Source organism: Myxococcus xanthus, from assembly GCF_006402735.1.
GTDB classification, from domain to species: domain Bacteria; phylum Myxococcota; class Myxococcia; order Myxococcales; family Myxococcaceae; genus Myxococcus; species Myxococcus xanthus_A.
Map to the genome: position 1 here is coordinate 8,951,866 of NZ_CP017174.1, position 22,750 is coordinate 8,974,615.

Sequence of the window (22,750 nt, forward strand, 5' to 3'; positions counted from 1 at the left end):
TGGCCGCCGGGCCCACGCGGCCTAGGTCCGGACCATGCGCGACAGCTGGCGCCAGTCGACGAGCTGAACGCTCTCCTCGGCCAGGTCGAACTCCAGCGAGCGCCGCATGCCGATGACGTCGCCGCCCATCTGGAAGGGCACTTCCCGGTCGAAGTCCATGCGCAGGCGCTGGACGAACCAGTCATGCATGTGGGGCATCGGGTGCTCGCCGCGCCAGAGGCGGAACATGTTCCGGGTGGCCTCGATCACGCCGGCACCATAGACGCGCACGGACAGCCGGTGGGGCACCGCCTCCGCGAAGGGGAAGGCCTTGAAGCCGAAGCCCCACTCGGGCGTGGTGGCCGCGCCGGCGACGCCCGCGGGCCCCCGGTACAGGAGCGCGCCCTTGTCCCCATGCGGCACGGGCTGCACGGAGCCCCGCGCGTCCACCGTGAGGGCGGGGTCGCCCAGGTTGTAGACAGACACCATGGGGTTGCCCTCGCCGAAGACGTGGCGAGGCACCGTCCGGGTGAACATGGCGCCCAGGTAGCCGCGCAGGCCGGCCTGGGTGCTGCGCAGCGGACCGGAGGCGGCGAGCTGGTTCTTGAAATCCTGAATCATCTCCGCGTCCCAGCCGGTGCCGGCGAAGGGGGCCACCTTGCCCTCCACGCGGACCAGGGCGAAGGGGCGCAGGGGCGGCAGGCGCTCGCCCACGGCGGCAATCTGCTTCAAGGCCTCCGCGGGCCGGGGCGCGCCGGTGACGCGGGCCCAGGCGTTGCCGGTACCCATGGGGAGGACGCCAATGGCCGGCAGGGCCACCCCCGCGGTGCGCAGCTCGTTGAGCAGCCCGGTAATCGTCCCGTCACCACCGCCCGCCAGGAGGAGGGAGGGCGGATTGGGCCGGAGCGTGTCCGAAATCCAGGCACGGGCCTCCTCGAGCGAACGGGTGAGCGCCACGCGAGCCCGGGGCAGGAAGCGCTGGACCAGCCCCCCCATACCTTCGGAGCCCCGGCGTGCACGCAGGTTGACGAGGACGGCGATGTCATTCATGGCGAGCGGGACTCTCTCCACGCTTTGTCATGGCCCGGTCACGGCGCAGCAACCGGTGACGCGTCGTGACGCAATAATGACCCTCATACTCCCAGTGCATGGGCGAAACGGGCCTTCAGCCCCCGTGCCTCCCGCTTCTTTCCGAGAGAGAACGCCGCCGCGGCCACGCCCCCGGCGACCAGCAGTCGGCGCAGCCATTGCTTGCCCGCCGCGTGGTGGCCCCCCGAGGTCCCCGTTCCCTCCACCATCGGACGGAAGAGCGTCCCAGAGGTGTGGCCCTGGCGCTCCTTCTCGAAGTGATGGGCCTCGGTGACGCCGTTCATGGTGCGCTCGAAGGTGCGGGGCAGCAGGCCGTGCATGGCGGCGAAGCTCCGAGCGGCGGGGCCGACGAAGACCTCGTGCTTGGGGCTGCGGAGGACACGAAGGATGGCCCGCGCGACGCGCTCCGGCGTGTAGACGGGCTCCACGGGACGGATGCGCCAGCCGGTGTAGTTGGCGGTGTGTTGCCACAGCGGCGTGTCGATGGCCGCGGGGAGCACGGTACACACATCGATGCCGGTGCCGAGAAACTCCTGGCGGACAGACGCCGAGAAGCCGCGCACGGCGTGCTTCGAGGCCACGTAGGCGCTGACATACGGCGCGGCGACCGTCCCGAAGGTCGAGGAGACGTTGACCAGTGTGCCGTAGCCCTGCCGACGGAACTGGGCCACGGCGGCGCGGGCGCCGCTGACGGTGCCGAAGAAGTTCGTCTCCATCACCTGTCGGAAGGCGTCATCCGGCGTCTCTTCGAGACGGCCCATGAGGTAGACGCCCGCGTTGTTGATCCACGCATCGAAGTGGCCGAAGACCCTGCGCGCCTCGTCCGCCAGGTGCTGCACGGCGGCCGCGTCGGACACGTCCGTGGGCACGACGTGGGCATGGACGCCGAGCGCCTGACACTCGCGAGCCAGGTCCTCCAGCGGTTCCTCGCGCCGGGCGGCCAGGACGACGTGGGCCCCCTTGTTCGCCAGGGCCAGCGCGGTGGCGCGACCGATGCCACTGGACGCGCCGGTGACGACGACGACTTGGTTCTTCCAGGCTCGCTTCATGTCCGCGTTCTCCTTACCGGGCCGAGCCCCAGCGCATGGCCTGAGTCCCCTCGCGAAGATGGCGATTGCACACAGCGACGCACCGGGTCATCGAACACCTGGCTGGAGGGCAGGCGGCAGAGCGGCGCGAGGGTCCACGTCGCAGACCGCCGCCGGGGATGGGGGTCCACTGCTGGGACGGGGGCTGGGCGCGAAGCGGTGCGTCCACACGGGACGTGGAGGCGGGGTTCCACGCGGGTAAGGGGTGGAGATGGCTCGGCTTTTCGCGGAGCACGGGCGGGTTGGAGGAAGCGAAGCGGGCTTGGTATGTGCGAGCGACTGTCGGGCAGGAAACGGAACGCAACCTGCACTCGGCCCGCGAGCCATGAACATCTCCGAACGCTTCCTTCCGCCGCCCTGGACGGCGGCCGTCGTCCTCCTGTGCGCGTCCGCGTGCATCAACGTGCCAGCCGTCGAGCCCGCACAGGCAGAGGTGCGAATCACCGCGCCGGCGGGAACGGCCTACACGAATGGTGTGGTCGAGGTCCGACTCGACGTGACGGGCCATACGCCGGACCGAGTGGAACTGCTCAAGGACGGCGAAGTGATGGCGGAGTTGGCGCCGCCATACACGTACACCTGGGACACGGCGGGAGAAGCGGAAGGGACGTACCGGCTGGAGGCACGCGCGGCCCTGGGAGACCTCGCGTATGTGAGCGCGAGCCGCGAGGTGGTGGTGGACCGGACGCCGCCGCGGGTGGTGTCCCGTGTTCCGGAGCAGGGCGCCCAGGAGGTCTGGGTGCAGAGCCCCATCCGCGCCGAATTCTCCGAGCCCGTGAAGCGAAGCACCGTGACGACGGAGTCCGTGCACCTGACAGTGGGCGACGTGGCCATGGCGCACACTGTGTCCCTGTCGGAGGACGGGAAGACGGTGACGGTGGTGCCCGTGACACAGATGACCGCGCCGAGCGCCGTGGCGCTGGCCTTCTCTGGGACAGTGACGGACCTGGCTGGGAATGCCGCTGTGAATCTGGGGGAGGCGTGGAGCTGGGCTGTTCCTGAGTTCGTGCCGTATCCGGTGCATTCCAGGACACCACCCGGGCCCTATTCATGGACGACGGCCTACATCCAGCTAGACCCGAACGGGCACCCCATAGTCTTGACACCCGTATTCGATGGCCAGGACCATCTATTCGTGAGCCGCTGGGCGGGCAATGCCTGGGAGCAACTTGGGGCTGATCTCAAAACCAGTACAAGCGACTATGCACTTCATTCCCCAAACATCCAGCTAGCCTCAGACGGAACGCCCGTCGTTGCGTGGCAAGAAGACCTAGGCGCCGAATTCAACAACTATGTCCACGTCGCCCGCTGGACTGGACACACCTGGGAGCGCCTCGGGGGAGAACAAGGAATTCTTCCAGAGCGGCCGCATGCATGGGAAATCTCCCTACAACTCACCAGTCGAGACCACCCTCTTGTAGCCATCAAAATGGACCCAGAAGATCCCGAAGGCGGAACCATCCATGTATACCAATTATCCGAAAATCATTGGCAGCGCATCGGCCCTCCTGTTTCCGGCCCAGTGACCTCCGCACCAGGAAAACCAACACTTGCGACTGATCGCCTAGACAACCCCATTATTGCCTTCAGCCACGAGGACTCCAGCCCACAACTCTTTTCAAAGAGATGGACCGGAAGCACTTGGGAGTCACTAGGCAGCACCGTCAACCCAAGCAATATCCCTCACAGTGGCAGGGGGGACAGCCTCATCACTTTCACTCCAGACAACCGCCCCACAATCCTCTGGTCTGGCCGCAGCAACACATCAACAACGAACGACTTCTTCTCCAGCCAATGGAACAACAACGAATGGGTCTCTCTTGGCTCCCCACCCAAGCGGTCTGAGTTGAACCACAGAGGAATCTATGGCGCGCACATCACCTCTCAGGGGGAATTAATCACTGCCTCGCTGGAGAACGAAGACGGGAAATTCACTCTGAGCATCAATCGCCACAAGGGCGACTCCTGGGAGGAACTCTGGAATACGCGTGACGCCTTCAATGGAACGCGGCCTGACATCCAATACGCAAGCATGGCCGCGGACTCCCACGGGAACATTGCCATTGCATGGCTTGAGCAAAGAGGCGACCCGCGCCGAGAGGTCGTCATATATCGCCGCAACAGGTAGCCGCGCTCGCCCTTGCCCTATCAGCCATCTGTATCAAAGAGAGTCAACGATGAGGATCGCACCAGTAATCGCCACATGCCTTATATCAACACTGGCGTACTCAGCGCCCCGCCGCACGGTGGTGGCCAGCGGCGACTGCAAGGACGCGGAACTGAGCGGGCAAGCCAAGGCATTCCTGGGAGCCCTCGCCTCGCGCCCCGAGCAGGACACCCTCACCGCCAACCAGTTCAGCGACCGGCTCTTCCCGCAGCCCACCAAGAGCTATGAGGACCTCCAGCGGCAGCTCGAAGCTGCACAGGACCAGTTCTACGAAGGCCGCAACGCGAGGACGCTCCAGGCCGTCGACGAAGCCCTGCAGCAGATCACTCGGCTCCCCGCGGGAGACGCCCGCTGGAAGCTCTACGTCGAAGCCCAACTCCTCCACGGCCTTAACTACCGCGCCATGGGCAAGCCAAAGGAGAGCGACACCGCGTTCCGCAACGTGCTGCGGCTCCAGCCTGAGTACCAGCTCAACCCGGACTACTTCGCTCCGTCCGTCCGGCAGAACTTCGACAAGCTCCGGAAAGAACTCGAACAGACGCGCAAGGTGAAGCTGTCCGTGAAGTCCACGCGGCCCGCCGCGGACGTGTATCTCGATGGGCTCAAGCTGGGCCAGACGCCGCTGTCGCTTGATGCGGTCCCGGGCACCTACCACTTGACCCTCGTCAAGGGCACCACCACGAGCTTCCCACGGCACGTCCAGGTGCAGGGCGCTGAGACGCCGTTGCTCGTCGACGTGGCCTATGAAGGATCTGTCTCCGCGACCCCCTTCCCCTGCCTCGCCACCTCGGACGGCAACGACGAGCGCATGCTGAGCCATGCGGTCCGGCTGGGCGGCACGCTCGGCGTGGAGGAAGTCATCGTCGTCCGGCTCGAGCGCCCGAGCAGCGGGCCCAAGTGGTTCGCGGCCACCGTTCTCAATGTCGAAGGAGGCCAGAAGCTTCGCGAAGGCGGATTCAAGACCCAGGGCACGGACGCTCCGGACGAGGCACTCGCGGCGCTGGTCGACTTCGTCACCACCGGCCGATCACCCTCCAACCTCGTGGTGATGAACGCCAATGGAAAGGCCCCATGGGACGCGCCCGGAGGCGTGGGCCGGAACGGGAGCGCGTCAGCAGGCGGTATGGACCTGACGGCCCCCAACCTCATGTCAGAGGGCGACGCGTCCAGGACACGTTCCACCTCCGGACTTCGCACGGCCTCATATGTAGCGCTGGGAACGGGAGTGGCCGCATTCGGTGGCGCGGGCATCGTCCGCTTTCTTGCCCAGAAAGATGTGAACGCACTGGAGAAGCGGCTCGACAACGGCCGGATTCTGTCCAGTGACAAGGAGGCGATGGGGCTTCGCGACTCGCTGGTTCAGAAGAGCAACGTCCTCAATGGGTTGCTCATCAGTGGAGGCGCGGCGGTTGTCACGGGCGCGGTGCTCTACCTCCTGTCTCCTGATTCGAGCTCGGCACCGCCCGTCTCGGTCGGGCTCTCCGCGGACAGCCACGGCGCGGCGGCCTCACTGTCTGGTTCGTTCTGACGCACTATTCACGAATCCAAGGACACGCATTCCGCGAGAGGTGGACCATCCGAGTCAGTCCACCTCCTGAGCAGGCAAGCAGACACGTCGAGTGCTGGATGGGAAAGGCGCGTCAACACACACCCGCAGGCGACCACGGCGCATAGAGTGCCGCCCATGATGCGAGCCCTCTTCGTCCTGCTGCTGGCCACGAGCGCCTCCGCGGCCTCTCCCCGAACCCTCCGGGTCGACTACTTCCACACCGGGAACGCCACCGAGGAACGGTTCAGCCTCGACAAGGTCGTCGTCGAGCCGTTGCCCTGGCCCGGCCACCCGGAACGCGCCATCGACGAGACGAACCTCGGCAAGTACCTCTTCGAGGTGCGGGACCGGGAGAACAACCGGCTCCTGTTCTCGCGAGGCTTCGCGTCCATCTACGGCGAATGGGAGGTCACGAACGAGGCGCGCAGCAACAACCGCACCTTCCATGAGTCGCTCCGCTTCCCCGCGCCTGAGCGCCCCGTGCAGGTGCTCCTCAAGAAGCGGGATGCCCAGAATGCCTTCCGCGAAGTGTGGTCGCTGATTGTCGACCCGAAGGACATGTTCGTCGACGCCTCGTCACCTCCCGCGCCCGGGCCGCTGCTGAAACTGCTGGAGAACGGGCCGTCAGCGCAGAAGGTCGACTTGCTCATCCTGGGGGACGGCTACACGAAGGCCGAGCACGCCAAGTTCGAGAAGGATGCCCGGCACATGGTGGACATCCTCTTCACCTTCTCTCCCTTCAAGGAGCGCAAGTCGGACTTCAACGTGTGGGGGCTCGTCCCCGCCGCGGCCCAGTCCGGCATCTCTCGCCCTTCGACAGGAGTCCACCGGCGCTCTCCCATCGGTGCCACCTACGATGCCTTTGGCAGTGAGCGCTATGTGCTCACCTTCGACAACAAGGCCTTCCGCGAGGCAGCGGCCTTCGCGCCCTACGAGTTCGTGGAGATCCTGGTCAACGGCAACACCTACGGCGGCGGCGGCATCTTCGGGCTCTACGGCACCGTCGCCTCGGACAGCCTGTGGGCGCCCTACGTCTTCGTGCACGAGTTCGGCCACCACTTCGCCGGGCTGGCGGACGAGTACTACACCTCTGAATCCGTCTATGCGCCCGCCGCGGACCGCCTGGAGCCCTGGGAGAAGAACGTCACCGCGCTCCACTCCCCGGAAGACCTGAAGTGGAAGCACCTGGTGTCACCAGGAACACCCCTGCCTACCCCCTGGAACAAGGAGGGGTACGAAAAGCATGCCACCGCCGTGCAGAAGCAGCGCGGCCAGATTCGGGCCCAGCGAAAGCCCGAGTCAGACATGGACAAGCTCTTCCTGGCCCAGCGGGACTGGGAGGAAAAGTTCCTTTCCTCTCAGAAGTATTCAGGCCGGGTCGGGGCCTTCGAGGGGGCCATGTACGAGTCGAAGGGCTACTACCGGCCACAGGTCGACTGCGTGATGTTCACTCGGGATCGCGTCCCATTCTGCGCGGTGTGTCAGAGCGCCATCTCCGAAGTCATCGACCTGTATTCCGGCCCTCCGGCCAGGTCTCCTCAGGCCAGTCCCTGAACGCCTGAAAATCCGGGCACCTCTTGTGTGAAATGCCCATGTCACCAGGAGCGGACATTGGATTGCCCTCCGGTTCAGGTGTAAGGGGGACGCAACCTGCTTCCCATGGAGGGGAACTCATGCAGAGACGATTTTGGCTCCCGGCGGTCGTCACGGCCGTGATGGTCACGATGGGCACGGGATGTGGCGACGAGTGCGTTGACCTGTATGACTGCCGCACTGACAAGGGCCCGCCGGCCGCCGGCAAGCAGTGGACCTGTAACTCTGGCACGTGCGAGCAGCGCGACATCACCCAGGGCCCGGATGCGGGCACCGAGGAAGACGCGGGCACCGAGCCGGATGCCGGCGAAGGTGACGCGGGCACCGACCCGGACGCCGGCACGGAGGGCTGCACCAGCAACGCGACCTGCGGCCTGACCGAGACCTGCAACACCACGACGAGCACGTGCGAAGACTCGGGCTTTGTCACGCCGGTGGCGACGACCAGCACGCAGATCCAGGCGGTCCGGGATGCGGCGGATGGCGCGCTCGACCCCGCGCTGCCCATCGAGGGGGCGTTCGTCACGTTCATCAAGCCTGCCGTCACGGGCAGCAGCGAACTCCCCGGCTTCTTCGTCCAGGCCGAGGCCCAGGGCCCCGCCCTGTTCGTGTCCGACGCGACGGCGCTGGCCGCGGTCGCCGTGGGTGACCGGGTCAGCTTCTCCGTGTCGTCGAAGGCGACCACCGGCGGCCTGCGCTCCGCGGCCACCGTCACCGGGACCACGGTCATCAGCCAGGGCCACCCAGTTCAGACCCAGTCGACGGCCACCCCGGCCGGCCTCGCCGTGAACCGCTCCGCGGACACGTCGGACACGCTGGTGACCGGTCTGGACTCCGTGGAGTCCGAGCTCACCTACCTGACGGGCACGATTGCCGCGGCCGGCAGTGGCATTGGCGCCGGCTACACTGGATTCCAGATCACCACCGAGGGTGTCACCGCTGGCGCCGCCAACTTCCGGCTCCGCGTGCCCGCGACGCTCGCCACCGAGCTCGACATCACCCAGGGCTGCACGTTCACGCTGAACGCGGGCCCCATCTGGCGGTTCGATGCCAACGCCCAGCCGTCCGCGTTCACGGCTTCCGAGCTCACCCTGTCGGGCTGCACGGCCCCGGCGTTCGAGTCCGCCGCGGCGACTTCGCTGACGGAGCTCGTCCTGAACTTCAGCCGCAACATCTCCGCGGCGAGCATCACCAACGCGCAGGAGCAGTTCACGTTCACCGAGGGGCTGACGGTCTCCTCGGCCCGCGTTGAAGGCAAGCAGGTCTTCCTGACCACGAGCGAGCAGACACCGGGCACCAACTACTCTGTCACCGTTGCGAACACCGTGACGGACCTGGCGGGTGGCGTTGTGGCCGCCGAGGGCAGCACGCAGGCGTTCCGCGGCTTCCGTACTGCCGCGGTGCTCCGCATCTCCGAGGTGCAGCCGAACATGGCTGATGCCCGGGACTTGGTCGAGCTCGAGGTCGTCACGGGCGGTACGACTGCTGGCATCATCCTCCAGCAGGATGTGAACTCGTCCCTGGTACTTGCCGAGTTCGCGGATGTGACCGTTGCGACGGGCGACATCATCGTCGTCCACCTCAATCCAGCTGCGGGCTTCATTGCGGAGACTCAGGCAAAGAACGAAGTCCCCCAGAGCACTGCCTCGACTCACTACGACACGGCGTGGGACTTCCGAGGTAAGGACGCCAACGCCATTACGTTCTCCAGCCGAATCCTGCTGGTGAAGGATGTCGCCGGAAACATCCAGGACGCGGTGCCTTTTGCCAGGACGACGGGCACCCCGCCCGCGGCGTTCATCGGCAACATCCAGGCGGTTCAGGCTGCGGGCCACTGGCTCCCCGCGGACTGCGGTGGAGCGCCCTGCACGACGACCTCCACCCCGACCGCCGCGGCGGTCGCGGCGGACTGGACGGCCATTCCCGCGTCGGCCGGCAGCGTTACGCGCACGACCAATACCATCCGCCGCATCAGCGCGACGGACACCAACATGAAGGAAGACTGGGCGGTGGGTGCTCCTTCGTGGGGCGTGCCCAACCTGTAGTCTGACGGTTTCCACATGAAGCCTTCGGGCCGCGGCTCCTTGTGAGCCGCGGCCCTTTTCTTTGCCCTGGGTTCGGTGGGACCCTGTGCGCCGTCGTCACGGCTGCCTCTACAGTGCCGACACTTCATCCGTGGGCCCGACTCCTTCGCGGGCCGGAGTCTTCGTGCGCGCCCATCACGCCCTGCTCCCCATCCTCGCGCTGCTGCTGACCGCATGTTCTGACTCCGCGCCTCCCCGCACTGACGACACCGGACCGGGACTGGCCATCACCACGGAGGCGCTCCCCGTCGCATCTGTCGCGCAGGCCTATCGCAGCTCCCTCACCGCTTCGGGTGGCACCCCTGCCTATTCGTGGCGCGTCGCGCAGGGCGCACTGCCCACCGGACTCAGCCTCTCCACCCTGGGCGAAATCACCGGGACGCCCCAAGCCGCTGGCACCTCATCCTTCGACGCGGAGGTCCGTGATTCCCGCGGACGGACTGTTCGCGCCACGTTCGAGCTCAAGGTGCTCAACGCCGGCCTCCAGGTCGCGTCGTCCACGCTCCCCGATGCATACGTCGGCGACAACTACGCCGCGCAACTCGACGCTTCGGGCGGCACGGCGCCGTACACCTGGACGCTTGCGGAGGGCCCTCTCCCGTCGGGCATGCGCCTCGACGCACAGGGGAGCATCTCCGGCGTTCCCGCCAGCTCCGGCACCTTCTCCGTCACCGTCCACGTGCAGGACGCCACCGGGCTTTCGAGCCAGCGCGTCCTCTCGTTCTCCGCCTTCACGGCGCCCTATCTCGCGGGCGGCACGCTCCCCTTCGCCTCGCTCGGAGCGGCCTACTCCACGGAGCTTCACGCCGTTGGCGGGCGACCACCGCTCACGTTCCGCATCACCTCGGGTGCATTGCCCACGGGCCTCCAACTGGATGCCAGCCTTGTCCGAGGGACGCCCAGCGCTCCAGGAGCCGACTCCTTCACCGTCGAGGTCCAGGACGCCAATCGCCGTGCGGCGTCCGCCACGTTCAACCTCACCGTCCAGGGCGGCATCACCATCACCCCCAGCGCGCTACCGGATGCCTATACCGATGCCGCGTATCGACAAGGCCTGTTGGTGATGGGTGGACGCGCGCCTTATGCCTGGGCGCTCAGCGCGGGTTCACTTCCCGCCGGAATCCGGCTCACCAGCGCCGGCCTGCTCGAAGGCACCGCGTCAACGACGGGTACCTTCTCCTTCTCCGTCCAAGTCACCGACGCCGACGCACGCGTCGCCACCCGGGCGCTCGACCTTGTCGTGTACCGGCCTCCGTCCGCGAACGGACCGGCGCTTCAGCTCGACGGGTATGTCTCGCAGTCCTTCAGCGCTACGCACACCGTCACCGGCGGAAAGGCGCCGTATTCGTTCGCTCCAGCCAGCCCCCTTCCCTCCTGGCTGCAGCTGTCCTCCTCCGGACAGCTTTCGGGCACACCGCCCGCTCCTGGAACCACCAGCGGACAGGCCGTCGTCACCGACGCGAACGGACGGACGGGCACACGGGACTTCACCCTCACGGTCTACGAACTCCCCACCGTCGTCACCACGTCGCTGCCCGATGCGCGCAAGGACGTGCCTTACTCCACCCAACTGCAAGCATCCGGCGGCAAGGCGCCGCTTTCCTGGCACATCGTGTCGGGGATGCCGCCTTCGGGGCTCACGCTCTCAACATCAGGAACCCTCACCGGCACCCTCTCGGAGCTCGGGTACTCAGCATTCACAGTCACAGTGACGGATGCCACGGGCCAGCAGGGTTGGCACGCGATGGTCCTCCACGTGCGCACCGCGGGCACGTCCCTCACGGTGGGCCATTGGAACCTCGAGTGGTTCGGTGCCACCACCCAAGGCCCTCCGGACTCCACCTCGGAGGGCGGAACGCCGGACGACCTTCAGATTGCCCACGCGCGCGACATCATTCGCGACTCGGGCGCCAACGTGTGGGGCCTCGTGGAGATGGTGGACGCCGCGGACTTCGCCACCCTCAAGGCGCAGCTCCCCGGCTTCAATGGCTTCCTCGCCAATGACACGTCCTTCGTCCCCAACGGAACGGCCTACTACAGCAATAGCGAGCAGAAGCCCGGCATCCTCTACGACAGCACCCTCACGATTCAGGAGGCGCAGCTCATCCTCACCGCGAACGCCGCGGACTTCGGTGGTCGGCCGCCGCTGCGCGTGAACTTCACCACCACCGTCCAGGGCGTGAGCACCCAACTGGTCGTCATCGTCGTTCACCTGAAGGCGTTCGACAACGAGACCGCCTACGGACAACGGCAACGCTCCAGCGCGGCGCTCAAGTCGTATCTCGACACATCCCTGCCCACCGAACGCGTGCTCGTCATTGGCGACTGGAATGATGACGTCGACCAGTCCATCACCCGAGGCAGCGACGGCGACTATCTGCCCACTCCCTTCGCGCCGTTCGTGGCCGACACGCAGCGCTACACCTTCATCACCGAGCCCCTATCCCGGCTCGGCCAGCGCACCACCGTCGAATATCGCGACGCCATCGACCACACGCTCGCCTCCAACGAGATGGCCACGGACTACCTGCCCGGCTCCGTCGAAATCCTGCGGCCGGACGGGTGGATTCCCAACTACGGCAACATCGTCAGCGACCACTATCCCGTCATCAGCCGCTACGACCTGGGAGACTCCGATGGCGGCACGGCCCCAGAGCCCTTGTCCAACCTCATCATCAACGAGGTCCTGCCCAATGAGCCCATCCCGCCCGGGCAGACCGTGTCGGACACCCATTACGAATTCATCGAGGTGTACAACGCGGGGACCTCCACCGCGGACCTGTCCCGCTGGAGCCTGTCGGACTCCGCATCCGTGCGGCATGTCTTCGCTCCTGGCACCACGCTCGCTCCCGGCCGGGTCTTCGTCGTCTTTGGTGGCGCTCGAGGCTTCCCGGCCGGTACGCCCGCTACCGTGGCCGCATCCTCGGGCGGCCTGGGCCTCAACAACGATGGCGACATCGTCAGGCTCCTCGCGCCCGATGGGAGCAACGTCAATGAGATGTCCTACGGAGGCACCTTCGACAACATCTCCTTCAACCGGTCGCCCGACGCCACGCCCGACGCGGCGTTCGACTACCACCACCTGATATCCCCGGGTCTCAGCTCATCCCCGGGCCTCCGCGTGGATGGCCGCGCGTTCTGACCCGCTCCCGCGAAAGGCGCCTCCGACCTCGATTTCAGCGAAGTGAATCGAGCGGCGAGCCTGGGCCCGTGGTGTCCTCGCGTGGGGCTGACTCTTGCTGACGCGGTGGTTCGGCACCGGGCCCCGGCATCCCATCCACGAGGTGCGCCACCAGCCCTCCGGGACCATCGCCATAGGTGACGCGAACCTCGTCTCCCTCGTGATACTCCCGCAGGCCCGTGACGGGCTCGCCCTTCATGTAGAGGCGAGTCTGCTCATCCACTCCGACGTCGTACTCCACGCCGTCGTTGCCGCGGATGAGCAGCTCATTGTCACCCACCCACTCCACGCGGCCATGGAGCAGGTCCGTGGGCGCTGGCCGTCCCGAACCGCCCTGACCCGCCCCCAGCGTTCCCACGGGAACCGAGCCGGAGCCAGGCGCCCCGGATTCCGGGGGCCGCTCGCGTGAGGCCATGAGGCCGCGAAGAACATCCGAGCGGCCTTCTCGCTCGCTCGCGGACGGAGGCCCTCGGTTCTCGCTCCGCTGGCCGCAACCGAGCCACGCGGCGAACAGCCCGAATGCCATCAGCCTCCAACCGCGCGTTGCCCTCATCCGCTCGTGCCCCCGCGTGTGGAAGTTCATCGCGACGGCCGGCCCGCACCCGGACGCCTCCTGTCTCTTCCTCAACATGCGGATGGCCCTGTCGGGCGAGAACCCAGTGCTTCCCAAGGCGCGCCTTGATGGCGACCAGGAAAGCGGTAGAACGCTCCGTCGCACGGCCCCTCTGCCTGCGTGGACGCCCTGACCTCGAACGCAGCCGCCGGCCGTCCCGAACCAGCGCGCCCCAAGCGCCGCGGAACTCCGCATCAAGCCTGCCAGTGAAGGGCCTCCCGCCATGGGCGCCATCCATCCTCCTTTCGCGCTCCCAGGAAGAGCGGGATGGAGAGCAGACGCCCCTGCTTGAGAACTCGACGTACCTGCCGGGCCCTGCCTAATTTCTCGTCTGGCAGCACCCCTTGAGCACAACGGTCCCCGTACTCGTGAGCAAGACAGCAGCCTCCCTCCCAGTCTTGAAGGCTGGCCCGGAACATTCCGCGCCTTCATCATGCGTGTGGCTGGTCGATGACAGTCCCACGCAACTGGCGCAGGCCCGCGAACTGCTGTCGAAGCACTACGCGATTGAGACCTTCAGCAACGCCGAGCAGATGCTGGAGCGGCTGTCCCTGGGGCAGCCTCCCGAGGTGCTCCTCTTGGACTGGCAGTTGCCGGGCATCTCGGGGCTGGACGCGTGCCGCTACGTCCGCGAGCACTACGATGATGTCACCCTCCCCATCCTGATGCTCTCCACCTGGGGAACTCACGACGACTTCACGGAAGGGTTGCGGGCGGGAGCCAACGACTACATCGCCAAGCCCTTGCACGGCGCGGAGCTGCTCGCCCGAGTCGCCAGCCTCCTGCGCATCCATGCTCAGGGCGAACGGCTGAGAGAACGCGAAGCGTACCTGTCCACGACGCTCTCCAGCATCGGTGACGCCGTCATCACCACGGACCGCGCCGGACACGTCGTCCTCCTCAATCCCGCCGCCGAGCGCATCACCGGCTGGCGCACCACGGATGCCCGGCAGCGGCCCATGGCAGAGGTCTTTCGCATCATCGACGCCGCCAGCCGCCAGCCCATCGAGCTGGCGCCCGTTCTGGATACGGAGACGGGGTACGCGGGGCCGACGCTGCTCATCCGCCAGGACGGGACAGAAGTCCCCATCGAGGGCAGCGCCGCGCCGATTCGCACGGGGCCACATGAATTCGCCGGCGCCGTGCTCATCTTCCGCGACGTCACCGAACAGACCCAGGTGCGTCAGCGCAACGAAGCCCTCACGGAGCGACTGCGCGCCAGTGAGGCGGAGCAGGCCATGCTGCTCGATGCAATCCCCGTCCTGGTCTCGTTCGTCAGCGCGGACGAGCGTTACGGTCGCGTCAACAAAGCGTATGAGGACTGGTTCGGGCTTTCGCAGGAGCAACTCCGGAACCAGAAGATTCGAGACATCATCGGAGAGGCGGCCTACGCCGTGCTGAGCCCCTTCGTGAAGCGGGGGTTGGCGGGAGAGAGCATCTCCTTCGAGCAGCATGACGTGCCCTATCGGTTCGGAGGCAAACGGGACGTGAAGGTGTCCTTCATCGCGCACCGCGAGCCGGGGCAACCCGGGGCCGGCTACGTCGCGCTCCTCCAGGACATCACGGTGCAACGGAAACTGGAGCAGGAGCGGGAGCTGCACGCGCGAAGGCTCCAGGAGCAGGCGGAGTTCGAACAGCAGCTCATCGGCATCGTGAGCCACGACCTGCGCAATCCCCTGGGCGCCATCCTCCTGGGAACGGAACGGCTGAAGCGCTCAGAGGAACTGGATCCAAACGCCCTCAAGACCGTGGACCGCATCCACGCGTCGGCCTCCCGTGCCGTGCGGATGGTGAAGGAGCTCCTCGACTTCACCCAGGCCCGGCTGGGCGGCGGCATCCGGCTCGAGCGCAACCCCGTCGACATCCATGCGCTCGTCCGGACCGCCGTGCAGGAAGTGGAAGAAGCCCACCCTTCCGCCCACGTGAAGGTGGTGACGAGCGGCGATGGACAGGGCGCGTGGGACGCGGACCGGCTCTCCCAGGTGATTCAGAACCTGGTGACGAACGCCGTGAAGTACGGCCAGCCCGAGGCCCCCATCGAGGTGACGCTCAAGGGCGACGGCGACCAGGTGACCCTGCGCGTCCACAACGAAGGTCCCCCCATCCCGCCCGAGCGCCTTCCGAACCTCTTCCAGCCGCTCCAGCGAGGCACCGATGACGTGGACGTCGCGAGCCGCAGCGTGGGGCTGGGCCTCTTCATCGTGAAGGCGGTCGTCGACGCGCACCAGGGGCACATCGACGTGAGCTCCGCGCCAGGAGAAGGGACCACCTTCACCGTCACGCTGCCACGGCGGGCGGCGGTGAGCCCGGAACAGGCGGGGCACACCCGCTGAGCGGAGCCCCTCGACGCGCGCACTCCCATCGGGGGCACCGGTCAGCCCCCGACGGTCCTCGGAACTACTCGATGGCAAAGATGAGCGTCACCTTCGCCTGCACCGTCTGCTCCTCGGGCTGGATGGGCGTCGCCATCGCGCGGGCATCCGCTGCCTCGGCCATCGCGAAGCGCGCCGGGTAGAGCTGCGGCGGCTCCGTCACCGTGCTCGCGTCGAGCACCGCGCCCAGCTTCACGTTCAGCGACGCGGCCAGCACCTCCGCCGACTTGCGAGCCCGCGCCACCGCCTGCCGCAGGGCCTCGCCCTGCACCGCCTCCTGGCGGCTCAGCCCGAAGCGCACCGAGTCCACCCGGTTCGCGCCCGCCGCCAGGGCCTGGTCCAGCAGGTTCCCCACCCGCGACAGGTCCTTCACGTGGACGCTCACCAGGTTGCTCACCCGGTAGCCCTTCAGCTTCGGCTCCGTCTGGTTCGGCAGCGGCGGCGCGTACTCCGGGTACACCGAGTAGTTACGCGTCTGGATGTCCCGCCGCGCGATGCCCGCGGACGTCAGCGCCGCAATCACCTTCTCCATCCGCTTCGCGTTCTGCTCGCCCGCCGCCTTCGCGTTCGGCGCCAGCGTCTCCACCGCCACGTCGATGAAGGCCTCGTCGGGCTGCGCCTTCACCTCACCGGTGCCTTCCACGCGAATCGTCCGCACGCCCGCCGGGGCCTGCGCACGCGGCGCGGAAACGGGCTGGGGCTGCGCGAAGGCCGTCAGGCCAGTGAGCAACATCGCTGTCAGCAACAGGGGTCGAACAGGTTGAGCGAACATGGTGCCTCCTCAGGAATGGGCCGCTGCGGGTCGTACTGCAACGTCCTTACCCCTTGGAACGGCCGTCAGCGGGTGACATTCATATTTCTCGTGCCCGTGCCCGGGGCGCTCCTTCCCCCTCCTTGAAGAAGGAGCGCCGGACTGGCCGGAATCTGGTCCCGGCGGAATGTCACGGACTGGCGGCTTCGGCGCCGGCCATCTCCCGCATCACCTGACTGGGGCCCCGGCTCGCCACCGAACGCACCTTCGTGGTGGCCTTGCGCCGCGCGGCCCTCAGCGCATCCCGGCCCATGTCCATCACCGCCGACACCGCGCCGGCGACCAGGTTGGCGGGCGGCGTGTCGGGCGCCATCGGGTGCGGCCGCGTGGGCGCCGCCTTCCGCGACATCTCCAGGACGTCGCCCATCGTCCGAAGTTCCTGCGGACGGAAGACCTTCTTCAGCGCCGGGAAGAGCTCGCTCTCCTCCTGCAGGACGTGCGCGCGCACGTTCTCCATCAGCACCTGCACCTTCGCATCGAAGCGCTCCGCTTCCGGAGACATGCCGTCCAGCTCCGCCAGCAGCAACTTCACCACGTGGTGCTCCTCCAGCGAGCGCAGCACGTTCGGCCCCAACTCCTCCGAGCGTGAACGAACCGCGGGGTAGAACACCTGCTCCTCGATGGTGGCGTGCACGGACAGCTCGGTGACCATCTGGTCCACCAGCCGACGCTTCAACTTGTGGGCATTGGGGCCCGCCTTCTCGAACTTCCGGAACAGCTGCTCCACCGTCTTGTGGTCCGCCTTCAGCAACGCGATGGCATCCATGGGCTCACCTCCCTGAGAGTTCGTTGGCCGCCGGCTTCCTGGCGCAGTGCGGCATGCCGTGGATGGTGGGGATGACGCCGCTTGGATGCGCGGGCGGTGAACGGACGGCCTGGCCGCACGGCTGCTCAACGGGCAACCCGCCGCGCCGCTGGGGATGCGACGGGCTCCGAGACTCCCGGGCAATCACCCGTGGGCGTTTCGCGGGCCAATGTCCGTGCCACCGTACCTCGGGAGGATGGGGTGCGCCGCTGGTGGGACTGGGGAAGGGAGAGCACCGTGATGAATGACATCCTGCGCGTCCGGGTCGCGCGAGTGACTCGCGAGGCCGAGGACATCCTGTCGTATGAGCTGGTCGCGACGGAGGGAGGCACCCTGCCCCCCTTCGAGGCCGGCGCCCACCTGGAGGTCCGCGTCCCAGGTCCGGGAGACTTCCTGCGCTCGTATTCACTCTGCAACGACCCGGAGGAGACCCACCGCTACGTCATCGCCGTGGCCCGCGACGCCAAGGGCCGCGGGGGCTCGACTGCCATGCACGAGCGGGTGCACGAGGGCGACGTGCTGGAGGTGAAGCCTCCTCGCAACAACTTCCCCCTGCTGTTCGCGCGCAGCTACGTGCTGGTGGCGGGAGGCATCGGCATCACCCCCATGCTGTCCATGGCGCGCGCGCTCCAGCGCACCGGCGCGGACTACACGCTGCACTACTGCGCGCGCGAGCCCGGCCGCGCCGCATTTCACGAACTGCTCTCCCAGGCGCCCTTCGCCGAGCGCGTGCGCTTCTCCTTCGACGGAGGAGACCCGGCCCGGGGCCTGGACGTGAAGGGACTGCTGGCCACGCGACTGCCGGGGGCCCGGCTGTACTGCTGCGGTCCCACGGGGCTGATGAAAGCCGTGCGCGACGCGGCCACCCTGCACCGCTGGCCTTGGGAGAAGGTGCACTTCGAGTCCTTCACCGCCGAGGGCACCAGCGCCGCCACGGGCCGGGAGGAGCAGGGCTTCGAGGTGACCATCCGCAGCACGGGCCAGGTGCTGCAGGTGCCCGCTGGCCAGTCGGTGCTCAACGTGCTGCGCCGCAACGGGGTGCGCATCCCCAGTGACTGCGAGGCCGGGACGTGCGGCACCTGCGTCACACGGGTCTGCGCTGGCCAGCCCGACCACCGCGACAGCTTCTTCCAGGCGGAGCCCGCGGGTGACCAGCGCATGCTCGTCTGCGTGTCACGCGCCCGCTCCAAGCGGCTGGTGCTGGACCTCTGACACGGCCGGGCCGGGAGCTATGCCGCCCGGCCCGACGCCTCCCGGCGAGCACGCGCCACTTCGGACCGGACGAGCTGACGCAGGGCTTCCGGGTCGAAGGGCTTCTCCACGCGTGGGTTGCCCACGCGCTCCAGGAACGTCCGCGCGGTGGCAGTGAAGGCGCCGCCGGTGATGAACACGATGCGTTCCGCCGCTCGCGAGTCCACCTGCGCGAGCGCGTCGTACAGGTCCATCCCGGTCATCTCCGGCATCATCAGGTCGCAGAGCACCACGTCGTAACGGGCCTCTGTCCCGGTCAGCTTCTCCAAGGCTCGCCGCGCGCTCACCAACACATCCACGTCGTTCTCTCGCGCGAGGGTGCGGCGGATGGCGCCACTCACCAGGGCATCGTCGTCCACCACCAGCACGCGGCCTCGCGTTGCCGCCTCGGTAGGTGCTGGAGCCGGAGCGGACTGGGCGGAGAACCGTCCACCCTCGCCCACGCTGTCTGGAGGCGGCCCGTCCGCGCTCGCGTGGGTGGACGACGGCGCTCCCAGGTGCGAGCCCACGGTGCCCGCATCCGGTGACCGTGACATGCCGGATGTGACGCTGGCGTCCTGCTCGGCCATCCACCCTCCGTTCTCCTGGCTTGCCGCCAGGGCGTCGGAATCCGCTGCCCGGCCGTCCGTGGACTTCGCCTGTGGCGGAGTGACGCTCCCCCCAGCGTCTTGCGCCCGCTCCGGAGCAGAGGCCCGCGGCGTCGAGTCCAGTTCGGCACGCGGGGCTGCCTCGCCACGCAGGCGCATCGTGGTCGCGTCGCTCGCCGCCACACCGTGCTCGACAGACACGTCGGGCGTCGCTGCGATGTGTCCCGAAGACGCTGGAGTCTCGGGCGCCGCGGACGACGCCACGCCTCGCTCCGACGTCGCGGGAGTCTCCACCGAGGCCCCGTCCCCTCCAACCCGCTGCGCCTCCGCCGCGGCCCTCAGCGTCACGCGGAACACCGAGCCCCGCCCGGCCTCGCTGTCCACGGCGATGGTGCCGCCCATGGCCGTCAGGTAGGCGTGGCACAGCGACAACCCCAGCCCCGTGCCCACGCCCACCGGCTTCGTCGTGTAGAAGGGGTCGAAGATGCGGCCGAGCAACTCCGGCGAAATCCCGCTGCCCGTGTCGCGCACCTCCGCCACCACCCGCCCATCCAGGCCCCTGCGCGTGACGAGCCGCACCTCGTTCGACTCCGCCTGTCCCTCCGGCAGCGCCTGCGCCGCGTTGATGAGCAGGTTGAGGAACACCTGTGCCAGGCGCGCCTCGTTGCCCTCCACGCGCGGCACGTCGCCGTAGTCGCGCACCAGCTTCGCGCGTGGGCGCAGCTCGCCCATGGCAATCTTCACCGCCGAGTCGAGCACCGCGTGCAACTCCACCGGCCCCTGCTTCTCGTCATCCGGCCGGGAGAACATCTTCAAGTCCTGGACGATGCGCCGCACGCGGTCCGCGCCCAGCAGCGCGTCACGCAGTGCCTGATTCACATCCTTCAAGCGAGCGCCCACGTCGCGCGTCCCGTCCAGCTCCCGCGCGAGCGCGTCCGCCTCCTCGCTGGCGTGCTCCAGGTTCGACACGATGTACGCTAGCGGGTTGTTGATTTCGTGCCCCACGCCCGCCGCGAGCTGTCCCACCGCCGCCAGCCGCCCGGTCTGCACGAGCTGCGCCTGCGCCTGCCGGAGCGTGCGCATGTTCGCCTCCAGCTCCGCGTTGGCCCGCGCCAGCGCCTGCGTGCGGTCCTTCACCCGCTCCGCCAGCCACCGCTCGCGGTCCTTCAACTGCCCCACGCGCAGCAGGTACACGCTGACGCCCAGAATCCCCACGCCCAGCACGCACAGCAGCCAGAAGCCCGTGCGCTGCCACAGCTTCGGCTCCAACACGACGTCCAGGGCCACCGGCTCGGTCCACCCGCCGTCCCGGCCCTTCGCCTGGACCTCGAAGCGGTAGCTGCCCGGCCGCAGGCCGTTGTACAGCGCCCGCCGCGCCTCCGCGTGCACCCACGTGTCGTCGTGGCCCGCCAGCCGGTAGCGGAAGGGCAGCCGCGCCGTGTCCACTGGCGTGAAGGCCGTGAAGCGAATCTCCAGCCGCGAGGCCCCGGGCTCCAGCTCCACCGGCCCCTCCACCGGCACCGGCGTGCCCTGGACGCGCACTTCTTCAATCCGCACCTCGGGCGGCTGCCGGCTCGCACGCACCCGCACCGGGTCCACCACGATGGCGCCGCGCAGGTTGGTGAACCACAGCCGCCCGTCCTGCCCCCGCCACGCCGACGGCTGCGTGTTGCCGTTGCACTCCGCGCTGCGCATGCCGTCACGCGTGTCGAAGTCCAGCGTCGTCAGTCGTGGGCGCACGCCGTCCGCCACGTCATCCAGGTCGCGCCGGGACACGCGAGACACGCCCTTGTTGCTGCTCATCCACAGCGAGCCGTCCCCGTCCGACACCAGGCTGAACACCGCGTCGTCGTACAGGCCCTGCGCGACGGTGAAGCGCGCCCAGGTGTCCTCGCGCCACCGGCCCAGCCCCGTCTCCGTGCCCACCCACACCGTACCGTCAGGGTCCGCGTGCAGCGCCAGCACCAGGTCGCCCGGCAACCCGTCCTGCTGCGTGAAGCGCTGGAAGCCCTTCTGCTCGCCGTCCCAGCGCACCAGCCCCGTGTCCGAGCCGAACCACACCCGGCCGCGCGAGTCCTCCACCATGACGATGATGGGGTTGGTGAAGCCGTGCTTCGGGCCGTACACCGTCACGCCGCCGCCATGCATCCGCGCCACGCCCGCTTGCGTGCCCAGCCACGTGTCCCCCCGCGAGTCGACCAGGATGGCCGTCACCACGTCGTGCGGCAGCCCCTGCGCGCGCGACACCCGCGTGAAGCGCTGGCCGTCATACCGGTATGCGCCAGTGAGGGTGCCCACCCACAGCGTCCCGTCAGGCGCCTCGTGCATCGCGGGGATGACGCTCTCCGGAAGCCCCTGCTCGGCGCCCACGTGATGGAACGTGCTGTTCTCGTACCGGAACAGGCCGCTGGTGGTCCCCAGCCACAGCGTGCCGCGGCGGTCCTCCAGCACGGCGCTGACCGTCTCGTCGGCCAGGCCCTCGGGGATGCCATATGTGGCGAAGGGACCGTCACGCAGGCGCATCAGGCCCGAATAGGTGCCCACCCAGAGGTGGCCGTCCCGGTCCTCCAGCAGCGACAGCACCGCGGACTCCGCCATCCACTCCATGCCGGGCACCGGCTCGCTGAAGCCCTTCGTGTTGTGCCGCGTCAGACCGCCACGATGCGTGCCCACCCAGAGGTTGCCGTCACCGTCGGCGTACAGCGCGTTGACGGACAGGGACGGCAGTCCTTCATCGGTCGTGAAGCGCCAGGCCACCACGCCATTCCACGAATAGAGGCCCGCTTTCGTCCCCAGCCAGAGCACGCCCGTCGCATCGCGACGCAGCGCCATCACATAGGGCCGGGACTCCGGCCCGGGGAAGGGGAACGGCGCCGGCTCCACGCGCCCATCCACCCAGCGGGCCAGCCCCTCCGGCGTGCCCACCCAGAGCGACGTGCCCTCACCGGGCGTCAGCGCCGTGATGTGGGAGGCAGGCAGGCCATCCGCCACCGTGTACTGGCGCGCCACGCCCTCGCCCAGCGGCACCTGCCAGAGGCCCGTCGTCGTCCCCACCCAGAGCACGCCATCCGCCGCCACCAGCGTCTCCACCCGCGCGGAGTCCAGCGGCGCGGCGGCGCCCGGCGCGCGCTCGAAGTGGCCCTTGCGGTACGCCACCAGCCCCTGGCCCGTGCCCACCCACAGCGTGCCCGACGCATCCTCCGCGAGCGCCTTGATGGTGTGGTTGCGCAGCTCCGGCGCGTTGCGCTTGTCGAACACGGTGAAGCGCGCGCCGTCGAAACGGGCCAGCCCCTCCCACGTGCCCAGCCAGAGGTAGCCGTCGCGCGTCTGCACCATGGACAGCAGGCTGTTCTGCGGCAGCCCGTCGTCGCTGCGCCACATGTCCTGGCTGTACTGCGAGACACGGCGCTGGGGGTCCAGGGCCATGCCCGGCGTTGCCAGGACGAGTCCCACGACGAAGAACCACCCGATGAACCCCCGCCCGAGAGCGCGGGCTCGCTGCCCCGGAGTGCGCATGTCGCCCGCAGTGTCCGGCAGAAACGGCCCAGAGGCCACACGCCGCCGAATTCACCGGAGGTGGA

13 protein-coding genes are annotated in these 22,750 nt (G+C 68.1%); 7 read left to right on the plus strand and 6 right to left on the minus strand.

The features are described 5' to 3' along the window. Nucleotides 1–21 precede the first annotated feature (21 nt). Complete coding sequence (locus tag BHS09_RS37005) at nucleotides 22–1,029, minus strand: diacylglycerol/lipid kinase family protein (RefSeq protein WP_140800418.1); 1,008 nt, start codon at nucleotides 1,027–1,029, stop codon at nucleotides 22–24. Nucleotides 1,030–1,112: 83 nt separating this feature from the next. After that, a complete protein-coding gene (locus tag BHS09_RS37010) occupies nucleotides 1,113–2,117 on the minus strand; it encodes an SDR family NAD(P)-dependent oxidoreductase (RefSeq protein ID WP_140800419.1) in 1,005 nt (334 codons plus the stop codon). 364 nt (nucleotides 2,118–2,481) lie between these two features. Between BHS09_RS37010 and BHS09_RS37015 the strand changes: the two genes are divergently transcribed. From BHS09_RS37015 to BHS09_RS37035, 5 genes are all read left to right on the plus strand, one after another. Next, on the plus strand, nucleotides 2,482–4,284 hold the full coding sequence (locus BHS09_RS37015) for an Ig-like domain-containing protein (protein ID WP_237077833.1): 1,803 nt from the start codon (nucleotides 2,482–2,484) through the stop codon (nucleotides 4,282–4,284). Nucleotides 4,285–4,333: 49 nt separating this feature from the next. Further along, nucleotides 4,334–5,851: a PEGA domain-containing protein gene (locus BHS09_RS37020; RefSeq protein ID WP_418763974.1), complete on the plus strand. Its 1,518-nt coding sequence runs from the start codon at nucleotides 4,334–4,336 to the stop codon at nucleotides 5,849–5,851. A 156-nt stretch (nucleotides 5,852–6,007) separates the two neighbouring features. After that, nucleotides 6,008–7,426, plus strand: a complete 1,419-nt coding sequence (locus BHS09_RS37025) for an IgA Peptidase M64 (protein WP_174260129.1) — start codon at nucleotides 6,008–6,010, stop codon at nucleotides 7,424–7,426. Between the two features lie 119 nt (nucleotides 7,427–7,545). After that, complete coding sequence (locus BHS09_RS37030; RefSeq protein ID WP_140796049.1) at nucleotides 7,546–9,510, plus strand: Ig-like domain-containing domain; 1,965 nt, start codon at nucleotides 7,546–7,548, stop codon at nucleotides 9,508–9,510. Nucleotides 9,511–9,673: 163 nt separating this feature from the next. Further along, the gene (locus BHS09_RS37035) at nucleotides 9,674–12,691 is read left to right on the plus strand and encodes a putative Ig domain-containing protein (RefSeq protein WP_140800420.1); all 3,018 of its coding nucleotides are present in this window, start codon (nucleotides 9,674–9,676) and stop codon (nucleotides 12,689–12,691) included. Between the two features lie 34 nt (nucleotides 12,692–12,725). Here the strand turns inward: BHS09_RS37035 and BHS09_RS37040 are convergent, their stop codons facing one another. Next, nucleotides 12,726–13,256, minus strand: coding sequence for a hypothetical protein (locus BHS09_RS37040; RefSeq protein ID WP_140800421.1), 531 nt, complete (start codon nucleotides 13,254–13,256; stop codon nucleotides 12,726–12,728). Nucleotides 13,257–13,780: 524 nt separating this feature from the next. On the opposite strand from BHS09_RS37040, the gene BHS09_RS37045 reads away from it, so the two are divergent. Beyond that, entirely contained in the window at nucleotides 13,781–15,676 is a 1,896-nt protein-coding gene (locus BHS09_RS37045; RefSeq protein ID WP_174259010.1) for a hybrid sensor histidine kinase/response regulator, read from the plus strand. A gap of 64 nt (nucleotides 15,677–15,740) precedes the next feature. On the opposite strand, the gene BHS09_RS37050 is transcribed toward BHS09_RS37045, so the two are convergent. Together BHS09_RS37050 and BHS09_RS37055 are read right to left on the minus strand one after the other, a co-directional pair. After that, complete coding sequence (locus BHS09_RS37050; protein WP_140796053.1) at nucleotides 15,741–16,487, minus strand: SIMPL domain-containing protein; 747 nt, start codon at nucleotides 16,485–16,487, stop codon at nucleotides 15,741–15,743. A gap of 169 nt (nucleotides 16,488–16,656) precedes the next feature. Continuing rightward, nucleotides 16,657–17,292, minus strand: coding sequence for a hemerythrin domain-containing protein (locus tag BHS09_RS37055; RefSeq protein ID WP_140800423.1), 636 nt, complete (start codon nucleotides 17,290–17,292; stop codon nucleotides 16,657–16,659). A 279-nt stretch (nucleotides 17,293–17,571) separates the two neighbouring features. Here BHS09_RS37055 and BHS09_RS37060 point away from each other — a divergent pair, with 279 nt between their 5' ends. Then, entirely contained in the window at nucleotides 17,572–18,543 is a 972-nt protein-coding gene (locus tag BHS09_RS37060) for a PDR/VanB family oxidoreductase (protein ID WP_140800852.1), read from the plus strand. Nucleotides 18,544–18,560: 17 nt separating this feature from the next. Here the strand turns inward: BHS09_RS37060 and BHS09_RS37065 are convergent, their stop codons facing one another. Continuing rightward, nucleotides 18,561–22,685: a two-component regulator propeller domain-containing protein gene (locus BHS09_RS37065; RefSeq protein ID WP_237080059.1), complete on the minus strand. Its 4,125-nt coding sequence runs from the start codon at nucleotides 22,683–22,685 to the stop codon at nucleotides 18,561–18,563. Nucleotides 22,686–22,750 lie beyond the last annotated feature (65 nt).